At 46.1% G+C, this 12,910-nt stretch carries 9 protein-coding genes; 4 read left to right on the top strand and 5 right to left on the bottom strand.

Features of this window, described 5'->3' with window-relative positions; translation table 11 throughout:
- The first annotated feature begins 101 nt into the window (after window positions 1-101).
- Window positions 102-1,004: a porin Omp33-36 gene (gene omp33-36 / locus FTV48_RS10270; protein WP_257222951.1), complete on the top strand. Its 903-nt coding sequence runs from the start codon at window positions 102-104 to the stop codon at window positions 1,002-1,004.
- An 82-nt stretch (window positions 1,005-1,086) separates the two neighbouring features.
- On the opposite strand, the gene FTV48_RS10265 is transcribed toward omp33-36, so the two are convergent.
- The 4 genes from FTV48_RS10265 to FTV48_RS10250 all read right to left on the bottom strand — a co-directional run bounded on the left by FTV48_RS10265 (window position 1,087) and on the right by FTV48_RS10250 (window position 6,216).
- Window positions 1,087-3,057 carry a choline BCCT transporter BetT gene (locus tag FTV48_RS10265; RefSeq protein ID WP_180000220.1) on the bottom strand — a complete coding sequence of 657 codons (1,971 nt, stop codon included), beginning with the start codon at window positions 3,055-3,057 and terminating at the stop codon, window positions 1,087-1,089.
- A gap of 175 nt (window positions 3,058-3,232) precedes the next feature.
- On the bottom strand, window positions 3,233-3,946 hold the full coding sequence (locus tag FTV48_RS10260; RefSeq protein ID WP_005095099.1) for an ion channel: 714 nt from the start codon (window positions 3,944-3,946) through the stop codon (window positions 3,233-3,235).
- Between the two features lie 229 nt (window positions 3,947-4,175).
- Window positions 4,176-5,882 (bottom strand): cation acetate symporter, encoded by a 1,707-nt coding sequence (locus FTV48_RS10255; RefSeq protein ID WP_180000219.1) that lies wholly within the window; start codon window positions 5,880-5,882, stop codon window positions 4,176-4,178.
- A gap of 1 nt (window position 5,883) precedes the next feature.
- Entirely contained in the window at window positions 5,884-6,216 is a 333-nt protein-coding gene (locus FTV48_RS10250) for a DUF485 domain-containing protein (RefSeq protein WP_004890697.1), read from the bottom strand.
- A 182-nt stretch (window positions 6,217-6,398) separates the two neighbouring features.
- Here FTV48_RS10250 and FTV48_RS10245 point away from each other — a divergent pair, with 182 nt between their 5' ends.
- Window positions 6,399-9,890 (top strand): PAS domain-containing hybrid sensor histidine kinase/response regulator, encoded by a 3,492-nt coding sequence (locus tag FTV48_RS10245; RefSeq protein ID WP_180000218.1) that lies wholly within the window; start codon window positions 6,399-6,401, stop codon window positions 9,888-9,890.
- 410 nt (window positions 9,891-10,300) lie between these two features.
- Complete coding sequence (locus FTV48_RS10240; RefSeq protein ID WP_005095093.1) at window positions 10,301-11,062, top strand: hypothetical protein; 762 nt, start codon at window positions 10,301-10,303, stop codon at window positions 11,060-11,062.
- Between the two features lie 80 nt (window positions 11,063-11,142).
- On the opposite strand, the gene FTV48_RS10235 is transcribed toward FTV48_RS10240, so the two are convergent.
- The gene (locus FTV48_RS10235) at window positions 11,143-11,793 is read right to left on the bottom strand and encodes a response regulator transcription factor (RefSeq protein ID WP_004281370.1); all 651 of its coding nucleotides are present in this window, start codon (window positions 11,791-11,793) and stop codon (window positions 11,143-11,145) included.
- Window positions 11,794-12,170: 377 nt separating this feature from the next.
- On the opposite strand from FTV48_RS10235, the gene msuE reads away from it, so the two are divergent.
- Window positions 12,171-12,905 carry an FMN reductase gene (gene msuE / locus FTV48_RS10230; RefSeq protein WP_005095088.1) on the top strand — a complete coding sequence of 245 codons (735 nt, stop codon included), beginning with the start codon at window positions 12,171-12,173 and terminating at the stop codon, window positions 12,903-12,905.
- Window positions 12,906-12,910: the final 5 nt, after the last annotated feature.

Raw genomic sequence — 12,910 nt, 5'->3', positions numbered from 1 at the left:
CACATTGTCCAACTCTTTTTCGATGCTTTTCTCTGGATACTGCAAACTTACCCAATTGATCGAATTTAGTGTCTCTAAACAACTCGAGTAACTGCTGAGTCTTGCCTCGATATACCTCTGCCACTGCTGTATTATTAGCGATGACCGGTGCTCAAGCATATCAATTCGAAGTTCAAGGTCAGTCAGAGTACATCGATAACACTGCAAATGACAAAGACTTCACTGGTGCTGTTCAAGGTACTTATTACTTCAAAGATGTAGATGCGTCTAAAGGTCCTTTAGCTGAAGCTGCTTTCCTAAACCAAGCGTCTAATGTTGCTCTAGCGTATAGCTATGGCGAAAATGGTCAAGAAGAAGCTGGACGTTCACGTACTGTAAATCATACTTACGGCGTGAAAGGTGAAACTTATATCCCAACTAAAGTTGTGCCTGTTTATGCAAGCGCTTCTTATAGCCATACAATTGCTGATAGCAAAACTGCTAACACAACTGACGATCAAGGCGATCGTTATGCTTTAGAACTTGGTGCTTTAGTTGCTCCTAACTTCTTGGTTGCTGTGGGTTATACCAGCGTTGCTGACCAGACTTCTTATGACGCTTTCAACATCGTTTCTAATGGCGTTGCTAAAGCTGCTCTTGAATCTGCAACAATTAATGAAGACCAAGATGCAATCACTGCACGTACTAAATACGTAGGCGCGATTGACGGTACAAACATGTCAATTGGTTTTGAATCTGGTTTAGTTTATGGTGAAGACACTGCCTACAACCTAGGTACTACGCTTTTCCTTAACCCACAGTTAAGCGTTGGCGCATCTTATATGGAATCTAGCTATGCTGGTTCTCCAGACAAAGCTTGGGGTGCGAACGTAAACTACTTCATCACTCCTGCTGTTGCAGTTGGCGCAACTTATGTAAATGCTAACTACGAAGCAAATCTTGCGCAAAATGCACAAGTACGTGACACACAAACTGTTGGCGTAAATGCTAAATTCCGTTTCTAATTTTTAATTAGATGCTGAATAGAAAAAAGGACGCTTGATGCGTCCTTTTTTATTATTGCTTGATTTTCAGATTTAGATACGCTTATTCCGGTGTACGTACCAGACTTAAGAAGTGCAAATGACGTTCATATTGGTCAATGATGTCCTGTAATAGATCTTCTTGCGTCCATTCCATCACATCATAGCCCTGCCCGCCTTCTCTTAAAAAGACTTCTGCCTGATAGGAATCTACGCCCGCATTCTCCAGTTCAGACATAAAGCTTGGACTTAAAGTCTGGGTGGCATTGACCTGATAGATAAAATTAATTTCATCCTGATGATCAACACGGAGCTGTATACCGTCTTCTAGCGGGCTAATCGCCACGTGTAATCGGCGCCGTTTCAATTCACTTTGAAAGCTGAGAAATGCCTTATTCACTGTATTGTGAATATACTGCTGCACCTCTTCCTGAGTGTGCGGATAATGCATAATCAGGCCTAATCGCTGTTGCCAGCTGCGTGGATTCTGGATTGCACGCGGGGTGATCCGTGCAGCTTGCAGCGCATGCATTTTGGTGACATCCAGATGTAAGGCTTTGATTAATCCCCAGCACATCAGCAGCATAATGAATGTAAATGGCAAAGCACTCATGATCGTGGCCGATTGCAAAGCCTCTAAGCCTCCTGCCAGTAAAAGGATGATAGCCAGTAAAGCCATGAGTACGGTCCAGAACAGACGCTGCCAGGTCGGTGAATTTTCACTTTTTGCTGTCAGATAATCAGTCACCAATGCTCCTGAATCGGCAGAAGTCACAAAGAACAGCATCACCAGTAAAGTCGCAATGATACTGGTCACTGAGCTGAAAGGCAGATTAGCTAAAAATTCGAATAGAGCCACAGAGGAATCACGTTGAACTGCTTCTAGCAAGCTGGTATTGGCTTCATGCATAATGCTATACAGCGCAGCATTGCCCATAAAGCCCATCCAGATCAGGGTAAAGCCCGTCGGGATCAGCAATACACCCACGATAAATTCACGAATACTGCGCCCTTCCGAGACCCGGGCAATAAACATCCCGACAAATGGCGACCAGGAAATCCACCAGGCCCAGTACATGATGGTCCAGCCCCCAATCCAGCCACTTGGCTGATAGGCATACAGATTAAAGGTCATACTGAACAGATTTGAAACATACTGGCCGGCATTCTGAATAGTCGTCTGTAACAGATAGATACTTGGACCTGCCACAAAAACAAAAATCAGCAACAGCAGTGCAAGTACCAAATTTAGTTCAGATAAACGTTTAATTCCTTTGTCTAATCCAAAAAATACGGAAGTCGCCGCCATGGCACTGACCACAATAATCAAAATGACCTGAGTACTGGGTGCCTGTTCAATGCCAAACAAATAGTTCAAACCTGAATTGATTTGGGTCACCCCGAAACCAAGCGTGGTGGCCACACCAAATACCGTACCAATGGTGGCAAAGGTATCGACGCCATCTCCAATCGGACCATAGATCTTTTGACCAATCAGTGGATACAAGGCCGAACGGATTTTTAAAGGCAATTGATGCCGGTAAGCAAAATAAGCCAAGGATAGGCCAACAAGCGTATAAATAGCCCAGGCATGTAAGCCCCAGTGGAAAAAGGTGACCCGCATAGATTGTTGTGCAGCCAGTACAGTTTCCGGTTCACCGGCAGGTGGCGTGACATAATGCATCACCGGTTCGGCCACGCCAAAGAACATCAGTCCAATCCCCATTCCTGCGGTGAATAACATCGCAAACCAGGAGGCACTGCTATATTTCGGCTGGCTATGGTCGGGTCCCAGTTTGATTTTGCCCATATCCGATAGGGCAATATAAACTAGAAGGATGAGAAATATCGCCACCGACAATACATAGAACCAGCTAAAGGAGGTGGTAATCCACTGGTTCAGTTGCTGGGTGAAAACTGAAAAAGCATCGGGTGCAAATACGACCAACGCTAAAAATATCGCAATAATGGCGACAGTACTAATAAAAACATTTGGATTGATATTGGCAAACCAGGATGGTTTTGTGGAAGGCATACCTCCTCCATTTTTTAAAAATTGGATCGACAAACAGCGTCAAATAATTATTGGTAAGGTCAAAATGATCAGACAGATTCAGTCTATGGAAGCTAGATCTCCTGCTATTTTAGGATGTTACACAAAATAAAGCCGTTAAGTTACTGTAACCAATACAATAAAAGGATGAACTTCATTACTCAGGCGGGTTTTCTCTATTTTTCACGTTCTTTTTATGAGGTAGACGTGCGATATATTGCAAGGCAATTAAGCGGGATACAATCAGCGCCAGATACATCACCCCGACAAACATCTGGATAATTGCCAGCATCCGTGCCAGCGGACTGACCGGCATCACATCCGACAAGCCCGTGGCGGACTGGACACTAAAGCTGAGAAAGATCAAATCCAACCAAGGCTGATGGGCTTGCAAGTCAGGATCTGAAAAGCTGTAAGGCACCCATAACTGGCAGACACTATAAAGAAAAGCAAAGCCCCAGGCCAGTAAGGTAAATACCGCTCCAGCTGCAAAGAGTTCATCTTTGGTAAGATAGCGGTCATGAAACATATAACGCAACAGGCCATAAGCAGCACTAAAATATGCACTGGCTTCAAACAGATTCGCCGTCACATAGACCCAGGTATAGCGCAGGCCCAAAACAATCAGTGAAGAAAATAGAATTGCGCCGGCCACAAAGCTGAGTCCTAAAATGGTAAACATCGGCGTCTGGCGAATGACCTTGGCAATGACCAGTAACACCAGGACACCGAGCATCCAGGTGATTGCCCGATAGGGCAGGTTTTCATAACTCAACATGGACAAGATCAAAATCAGCAATTGTAAACAAAGCAGCCATGCTGAGGGCAGATGGGTAAAGCTGTGCCAGAACTGCTGCAAAGATTGCTTCATACTACCCTTCTTGTTTGTCTAGTCATGCGCGCATGTATTATTATTTTATCAGGCTTAACATAGCATGATTAAAGCAGTATATAGCTGTACGATTTGTATGCAAAGATTGAAAAAATCAAAGCAAAATCTAGCGCACCCAAATTCAGTACGGCGCTTGCTCTAAAAAATTTGGAGCATAAGGGCATAAAAAAAAGTCCCTTACGGGACTTTTTTTATAGGATATCAAATCTTAGTGATCTGATGCTCCTGAGATACCGATACCGGTTTGTGAACGTACAAACTGAGCATCAAAGGCTTTGCGTTCTGCTTGAGCCTGTGCTGAATTATCTGTCACAGAGAACAACCAGCAGCAAAGGAATGACAATGGCATCGCAAAAATTGCAGGGCCATTGAACGGGTTCACTGGCGTATCAGAAATACCCAAAGTATCGACCCATACTGCTTTAGACAGCACAATCAAGGTTACTGCGGTTACCAGACCTGCAACACCACCAATCACGGCACCACGTGTCGTCAAGCCTTTCCAGAACATAGACAGCACCAGCACCGGGAAGTTGGCACATGCCGCAACCGAGAATGCCAGACCGACCATGAACGCTACGTTTTGTTTCTCGAACAGAATACCGAGAATCATCGCGAAGATCGCAAGACCTAAAGTTGCAATTTTAGACATGCGCAGTTCAGATTCAGGTGTAGTTTGGCCTTTTTTCAAGACGTTGGCATACAAGTCATGCGAAATTGCTGAGGCACCTGACAGGGTCAAACCTGCAACCACCGCAAGAATCGTTGCAAATGCGACTGCAGAAATGAAGCCCATGAACAGATCACCGCCCACTGCATCAGACAAGTGCACCGCAGCCATGTTATTACCACCAACCAGCTCCAGCTTGCCAGTCAATGCCATTTTCGCAACATCAAGGAATTGCGGGTTGTTCGATACATATAGAATCGCACCAAAACCAATGATGAAGGTTAAGAGGTAGAAATAACCAATAAAACCTGTAGCAACCACCACTGATTTACGTGCTTCTTTGGCATCTTTTACCGTAAAGAAACGCATTAAAATATGTGGAAGACCCGCAGTACCAAACATCAATGCCAGACCTAAAGAAATCGCATCAATTGGATTAGACGCTAAACTACCTGGACCCATGATTTTGGTTGCATCGGCAAGACTCAGGTCATGCACTTTTGAATAAACACCAATTGCCTGTTCAAACATGTTGGTAAAGCTAAAGCCCACACCTTTCATGACCATAAATGCCATGAAGGTCGCACCGGACAATAACATGACTGCCTTGATGATCTGTACCCAAGTGGTCGCCAACATACCGCCGAACATTACGTAAGCCATCATCAACAAGCCAACGATCACAACTGCAATATTATAGTTTAGACCGAATAGGAGTTTGATCAGCTGACCTGCACCGACCATCTGTGCAATCAGGTAGAACGCCACAACGACTAACGAGCTCAAAGCCGCCAGAGTACGTACCGGTTTCTCCTGCAAACGGAAAGAAACCACGTCTGACAGGTTATATTTACCCAGGTTACGCAAACGCTCTGCGACCAGGAACAATACGATCGGCCAGCCGACCATAAAGCCCAGTGAGTAAAGCAAGCCATCAAACCCAGACAGGAATACCATCGCGGAAATACCCAGGAAAGAAGCTGCTGACATATAGTCACCGGCAATCGCCAGGCCATTCTGAAAACCGGAAATACCGCCACCGGCCGTATAGAAGTCTTTGGTGCTGGTGGTTTGTTTCGCTGCCCATTTGGTAATGAACAGTGTTGCACCTACGAAAATCACAAACATGATAATTGCAGGCCAGTTGGTTGGTTGCTGTTCTGCTGCACCCAAGTCAGGACCAGCGAAAGCCATACCTGAAGCCATAAGGGTGGTCGCCAGGGCAATAAGAGAATTCCATTTCATCTTAACGTGGTCCTTTTTCATGAGCGATTGCTTCAACTTCACGGATTGCTTCTTCGGTCAATTGATCCAGTTTGTTATTGGCAATGTAGGAATACACACCACACAAGAGAAACGACAAAACAATGATGCCCAGACCGAGTGGAATACCCCACGTGGTCACACCACCTGAAAGTGAAGACAATAGAAACTCTTTGTTATAGCCGACCAAAAGCATGAAGCCGACATAAACGAATAACATGATTGCCGTAAGCGTCCAGCTAAGACGACTTTTCTTGGCAACCATTTCTTTGAATTTTGGATTTTGTAGAATGCGATCTACTTGTACCTCATCCATAATTACTCTCCTGAAGCCCAACCTTGGGCTGCCTATTTTTTAATTCGAATTATCACTGTTGCAAGTTAACAATAATCGTAGGTGCTTGTAATTTAGACTTTGGTCGTTAAAAAATGACCAATTTAAACTGCAGCGTTCATGATGCGCTATCATAGCGGCATGCTCAGCACACATCAGGCTATATGAACAGTTGGCTCATCATAGGGGTACTTGCCCTCTATATCGCATTGCTCTTTATCTGCGCTTTTTACGGGGAAAAACATGCCAGCCGGCTGAGTACCCGTGGGCGCATGCTATTGTTTAGTTTAACTTTAGGGGTGTACTGTTCATCCTGGACCTTTTATGGCGCTACCGGCGCTGCAGTACGGGAAGGCATTATTTTCCTGCCGATCTATCTTGGCCCGCTGTTATTCGTTGCCGTCGGTTATGATATCTGGCGCCGATTAGGACGGGTACGACAGCATCATGCGATTTCCTCAATCGCGGACTTTGTCGCGGCGCGCTATGGTAAAAGTGGCCCGCTAGCATCGCTGGTCACCATTCTGGCAGTGGTCGCGATTGTGCCTTATCTGGCCTTACAGCTACGCGCCATTGCCCTGAGTGCCGCAGTCATTCTGGAACCATCTGCCGGAATTGCCAACACCACCAATGGGGTGCTGTTTTTGACCGGTGTACTGGCCATTCTGGCGATGATCTTTGGCACCCGGCAGATTGCCAATACTGAACAGCATGGCGGTCTGATGCTGGCCGTGGCCTTTGAATCCTTTGTCAAGCTCTTTGCCCTGCTGGCAGTCGCCTGTTTCTTTATGTTTGAAGCACCAGGAAATATGGCACAGATCAGCACAGATATCAGTACCACCTTCCGTGATGTCCAGCTGTTTGGGGTTCCGCAAAGTTTCTGGGTTCAGACCTTGCTGGCAGCTCTGGCAGTTATCTGTCTGCCACGCCAGTTCCATGTGGCAGTGGTGGAGCTGCGTGATGAAAAACATATCCGCGGTGCACGGCGCTGGTTTGCGGTTTATCTGATTCTGACCACGCTGGCGATTATTCCGATTGCCAGCTGGGCATTGCATGCGGCGCCGCAATATCTGGCAATTCCAGATGTGGCGGTCCTGTCCTTACCCCTCAGCTATAATCAGGACTGGCTCACTTTATTGGCATTCTTGGGCGGCTTTTCCGCATCTACCGGGATGCTGCTGGTGTCTTCTGTGGCACTTTCCATCATGCTCAGTAATGATCTGATTATGCCAGCGCTGTGGCGTTTAAAACTGATTTCGCGACATGATAAACGCTTGCCACTGGTACTGAAATTTACCCGCCGGATCTGTATTCTGGGCGTGATGTTGATGGGCTTCCTGTTCTTCAACTTCTTTAATGATATTGATCAGCTTTCTGTTTTTGGCCTGTTGGCCTTTAGTGCGGTAGCACAATTCGCCCCTGCCCTGATCGGTGGCCTGTACTGGCGCGGTGGTAGTAAGCAGGGCGTATATGCGGGTCTGTTGACCGGTTTTGCCTTGTGGTCCTATACCCTGCTATTTCCCACCATTCTGCGCAGCCTGCCAGAAGCCTATCACCGCTTTAGCCAAAATCTGCTCACTAACGGCCCTTTTGGCTGGAACTGGTTACGTCCTGAAGCGCTGATCGGTTTCGAATCGTTTGATCCGCTGACGCATGGGGTGGTCTGGGCACTGGGCCTGAATACAATCCTATATATTTGGGTCTCGCGGATTTTCCGTCCGAGTATTGCCGAACAGATTCAGGCTGAAAGTTTCTTCTATTATGAAACCAAGCCACTGCCATCGCAGAGTCCCTCAACTGAAGTCAGTTATTCGCATCAGGATGTGGCGCGTTTAAAAGTCGGCGATCTGATTACCCTGGCCAAGCGCATTACCGGTGAAGGGCCCACTAACCGCGCTTTTCAGCAATTTTGTACCCAAAACAGTGTCGAACTGAATGAAAATAGCAGCGCCAATGGCATGTGGTGGCGTTTTACCGAACAATATCTGGCCGGTACCATCGGGGCAGCTTCGGCACGTACCCTGCTGACCACGGCCATGGTCAATAATGGCCTGGCCTTGGGTCAGGTCGCCAACATTCTCGATCAGGCCTCGCAATGGCAACGTTTTAACCAGAATCTGATCATGACCATGATTGATCACATGACCCAAGGGGTCAGCGTAGTCGATGAAAACATGTGTCTGGTGGCCTGGAATAATCAGTATTTAAAACTGTTCGATTATCCGACCGATATTGTCTATGTCGGCTGTCCAATCGCAGATCTGATCCGTTATAACGCCGAACGTGGTGAATGTGGGCCGGGTTCGGTCGAAGAACATGTCCGCAAGCGTATTCACTGGATGCAGGTCGGCAGTGCCCATGAATTTGAACGGATTCGTAAAGATGGCCGGGTCATTCAGATGCGTGGTAATCCGATCGAAGGGGGTGGTTTCGTTACAACTTTCGCCGATATTACTGCCTTCCGTGAAAATGAAGCCGTCTTGGAAGCCCGGGTTCAGGATCGTACTCAACAGCTGGCCGATGCCCTGTCCGAGCAGCAACTGGCGCGTGAACAGGCCGACAAAGCCAATATGTCGAAAAGCCGCTTTATTGCCGCCGCCAGTCATGACCTGTTGCAGCCGATGCATGCGGCGCGTCTGTTCAGTACTGCCTTGGAACAAAGCGTCCAAAATGACGAAGACCGCAAGACCTTGCAGCAACTGGATCGTGCCCTGCATGGTGCAGAAAGCATGCTGTCTGCGCTACTGGATATTGCCCGACTGGAAGGCGGTACCATTCAGCCGAAACGTCAGGCCTATCCGCTACATGACCTGCTGAGTGATCTGGAACTGCAGTTTAAATCCATTGCGGCACAACGTGGCATTCAATTCAGTGTGCATGATGCGCAGTTCTGGATTGATACCGATCCACAGTGGATTCGCCGGATTATCCAGAACTTTGTCAGTAATGCGCTGCGTTATACCGCCAAAGGTAAAGTGATGGTCGGGGTCTTACGCTCCAGTACCAAACCGAATCATATCCGCATTGGCGTCTGGGATACCGGACCGGGGATTGCCGAAGAACAACGTATCAAGCTGTTTCAGGAGTTTGAACGTTGCGGCCATACCTCTCCATGGGGTGAACAGGGCCTTGGACTGGGTCTGGCCATCGTGCAACGCATGACCAGCATGCTGGACTATCCGGTGCATGTGTATTCGGCGCTGGGCAAAGGCTCCTGTTTTATGATTGAAGTGCCTGTCATTGCAGCACCCAAAGTCGTCGCTGCACCTGTTCAGGCCGTACCACTAAAAACCAAGGCGTTTAAAATCCTGTGTCTGGATAATGATGAAACCATTCTGGAAGGGATGGCGACCTTGTTGAGCAAATGGGGTTATCAAGTCTTTAAAGCCACCGAACCAGAGCAGGCATTGAGGCTGATTCAGCAGGAAAATATTCAGGTCTGGCTGGTCGATCAGCATCTCAATCAGAACAAGATCGGTTTAGACTTTATTCTGGAACAGCGCCGCAATGATGTTCCGGTGGCGCTGATTACTGCCGATTCCGATCCGGAATTGCCACAGCGCCTGAAAGAGCTGAATATTGTATTGCTGAAAAAACCACTGAAACCTGCATCCTTACGATCATGGTTATCCGGACTGAAAATTTCTGATTCCTAAGATTGTATTGCATTCATGAATGCCCATTTTAAAGCTTAAAATGGGCATTTTTTATACTCAACTGCCACAGAAAATCACCTAGCTTGCATAAAATTTATTCTAATGTGCTAAAAGCAGCAAATATGCCGAAAATACAGCCGAATAAATTGACCAAAATGTTCATTTTCTAATTCACCATGGCAAAAAATGACCAATCTGTACCTGTACAGCAGTACACTTATTTACAATTAATTATCTATTTGTTTTAACTCATAATTAAAGGGTAATTTTCCAGCACTATAACTTTAGTCGTATTTTTTATCAGCTATGCTTGGCTCTAAAAATAGAGGAATAAGAAACGATCAGTTTCCATCTCATACATGCCTTGATTGTTTGGGTAGCTGATCTTTCTGCATATCGGAGTTCTTCACATGAACATAGATCAAAACCATGGCCTGAATCAGGCCCAGCAGTTCCACCGTCAATATGGCGCCAATGCCTTATTGCCAAGCATTGACTGGGCACAGATCTTTAAATACAGCAAGCTGAATGATGCCCAGTATCAGGCGCTGGAAACGCTGTATCAGAGTGCAGTCCCGCTGGCACTGCAAGTTTTTGATGAATTACATTTTGATGTCTTTGAACCTTATGCTTACAAGCCGCAAGGACTGGGTCTGTTTGAACGGATTGCCGAGCAGGAAGACAAACTGCTTCAGTCTTTAGAAGCTGAAACAGCGGATCTGCCGGCGCAAACTCGTCATCAGATCTGGAGCATGTTGCTGCGTGGTGGTGCCGTCCTGGTGTTTAAGGCCTGGCTGGGTAAAGTCAAAAACGAAGATAACTGTCTGGATACCAGCCAGTTTGACGAGCTGTCTGATTTACTATTTATTAAAACCTGCCCGCATGAGCTAGCGCAGCGTTTACATGTCGATCCGAACACGCGCGATGATCATATCTTCCTGATGTATGACAATGAAGTCTATCTGGACCGTTTTAACAGTCTGGAAACGGCTGCACTCTTTGTCGATCTGGGTGTTTATGATGCGACTTTCCTGAGCCTGCGAGATGATCGCGTGGCCGAATATCTGAAATCCAAGGGTTATGTCACCGAAGATCAGATCGATGAATTGCAATGTGCCTTAAATCCATTATTCTGCGATGATTTCACCCGCAAGCAGGATTATATTGCTTAATATATGCATGCTTTTTCACTGAATTATTCAGATAAAAAAAGACCTCCAAGGAGGCCTTTTTCCATGCGGATATACAGAACTTACATTTTCCGGTCTTCAATATTCAGTGCATTAATGGCCAATACCGCTTGTGTCCGGTTTTGTACGCCAAGCTTACGGAAAATTGCAGTCACATGCGCTTTAATGGTCGCTTCTGACACGTCCAGTTCATAAGCAATCTGCTTATTCAGCAAGCCTTCGGCCACCATCATCAATACTCGGAACTGTTGTGGGGTCAAAGACTGGATCCGTTCCGCCAAAGCCGTTTCATCGGCAGCACGCGGGTCAAAGTTCATGTTGGCTGGCAGATTTGGCGGTAACCAGATCTCACCTTCCAGCACTTCGCGAATCGCTTCACCAATATGGCTTGGATGGGCAGATTTTGGAATATAGCCCATGGCACCATGCGCAATGGCACGCTGGATAATACTGACTTCTTCATGTGCAGACACGACAATGATCGGCAGCGACGGATATTGCGCGCGGACGTGTACCAAGGCAGAAAAACCTGATGCGCCTGGCAAATTTAAATCCAGCAGCACAAGATCAGGCTCGGGGCCATTTTCTAGACGTTCATAAAATTCATTGACTGCCGCAGTTTCATGAATCTGGGCTTGTGGCAGGCTATAACGTACAGCCTGAATCAAGGCATGACGAAATAGTGGATGATCATCAACGATTAAAATATTCATAGGCAACGTGAGAGAGATCTTGGCACGGTAGACCCTATTCTAACCACACAACCCGGTTAAGGATATGCAAGACTCTACAATTTTTAAAATAATATGCAGTTTTTCTTCAAAATCACCATTTTTCGCGGTATTTCAATAATTATTTAATTCTCATCACTTTTTTATATATAACGTATTCCTAAATTAAAAAGCTTAGCTATATTCAATATAAATCTACATATCAAAAACTTATATTAAAATTAATGCTTATAAACCAGGCTTTTTTCATATATCGAAAAATCAGATAACTTTTCAGCTTTTCGTTATTTTACAGCCCGGCACTGAATCGGGATTAATAAGGACATTCCGAGATTACTCCTATTTTTTAGGTTCTAAACATGTCTAATTTTAATGCGCAAAAACCCTTAAATATTGTTGCCGTATCGGGTGGTTTAAATCATCCGTCTAAAACTGAAGCCTTGGTTCAGGCCATTATTGATGAACTGGGTGAAGCGACACCAATTCATGTACATTTTATTAAATTTAGTGAAATTGGTTCGCTCTTGGGTGGTGCGATTTATCGTAATCAATTACCGCAGCGCGTTCAGGATGATCTGGCCGCCGTCGAAGCTGCAGATGCACTGATTGTTGGTACACCCGTATATCGCGCTTCATTTACCGGCTTGTTTAAACATTTCTTTGATTTTGTCGAGCAGACTGCACTGGTCGATGTACCGGTACTTTTAGCGGCTTCAGGTGGTAGTGACCGACATGCGCTGGTGCTCGAACATCAATTACGTCCATTATTCAGCTTTTTCCAGGCTCAGACTTTACCGATTGGCGTGTATGCGACTGATCGTGATTTCACTCCTGAATATACCATTCACAGTGAATTGCTCCGCGATCGTATTACCCTGGCAGTAGCACGTGCCCTGCCTATTCTGGAATGGGCACCGGCCAAAGGACAACGTGCCGAAGTCATTAAAGCAAAAACCCAACAGGCCAACCAGAACTTGAGCATCAATAAACAAATCGAACAAGAAGAAGTGTTGCCCTCTGCGGCTGTACCAAGTCTGGATGCAGCAGAATCCCGCTTGCACAGTAAAAAATCAGCGCAAACGCAAGTTGCTTGATCAGC

This window comes from Acinetobacter sp. YH18001, assembly GCF_013416975.1.
GTDB lineage: Bacteria > Pseudomonadota > Gammaproteobacteria > Pseudomonadales > Moraxellaceae > Acinetobacter > Acinetobacter pseudolwoffii.
The sequence above is the reverse complement of the archived record's forward strand: the minus strand, read 5'-3'. Positions and strand labels throughout refer to the sequence as shown.

Coding starts and splice junctions, on each gene's coding strand:
- FTV48_RS10265 (WP_180000220.1), bottom strand. CDS start 3,057: ATGCCTTCCACAAAACCATCCTGGTTTGCCAATATCAATCCAAATGTT.
- FTV48_RS10260 (WP_005095099.1), bottom strand. CDS start 3,946: ATGAAGCAATCTTTGCAGCAGTTCTGGCACAGCTTTACCCATCTGCCC.
- FTV48_RS10255 (WP_180000219.1), bottom strand. CDS start 5,882: ATGAAATGGAATTCTCTTATTGCCCTGGCGACCACCCTTATGGCTTCA.
- FTV48_RS10250 (WP_004890697.1), bottom strand. CDS start 6,216: ATGGATGAGGTACAAGTAGATCGCATTCTACAAAATCCAAAATTCAAA.
- FTV48_RS10245 (WP_180000218.1), top strand. CDS start 6,399: ATGAACAGTTGGCTCATCATAGGGGTACTTGCCCTCTATATCGCATTG.
- FTV48_RS10240 (WP_005095093.1), top strand. CDS start 10,301: ATGAACATAGATCAAAACCATGGCCTGAATCAGGCCCAGCAGTTCCAC.
- FTV48_RS10235 (WP_004281370.1), bottom strand. CDS start 11,793: ATGAATATTTTAATCGTTGATGATCATCCACTATTTCGTCATGCCTTG.
- msuE (WP_005095088.1), top strand. CDS start 12,171: ATGTCTAATTTTAATGCGCAAAAACCCTTAAATATTGTTGCCGTATCG.